This is a genomic window from Bradyrhizobium sp. LeoB3, assembly GCF_055456055.1.
Window position 1 is genome coordinate 1 of the sequence record NZ_JBVBEF010000436.1, and the last position, 320, is coordinate 320.

The following is a 320-nucleotide window of genomic DNA, read 5'->3' on the forward strand; positions in this document are numbered from 1 at the left end:
GACTACGTGCAAAGGGTCAAGAACTTCGCGGCGTTTCTCGGGCGCTCGCCCGATATGGCGAGCTTCGAGGATGTGCGCCGCTACCAGCTGCATCTGGCATCGAGCGGCGTCGGCGTGCCGACCATCAACCAGACCGTCTCGACCTTGCGGTTCTTTTTTAAGGTCACGCTCAAGCGTCATGAGATCGTCGAACATACCCATGTCATCCACGAGCCGCGCAAGCTGCCGGTGGTGCTCAGCGTGGAGGAGGTGGCGCGGCTGCTCGCTGCCGCGCCGGGGCTGAAGTACAAGGCGGCGCTGAGCGTGGCCTATGGCGCCGG

General features: G+C 64.1%; 1 pseudogene. It reads left to right on the plus strand.

The features are described from left to right. Positions 1 to 54: 54 nt before the first annotated feature. Positions 55 to 320, plus strand: a pseudogene (locus ACZXDY_RS46635) (integrase); the annotation flags it as partial.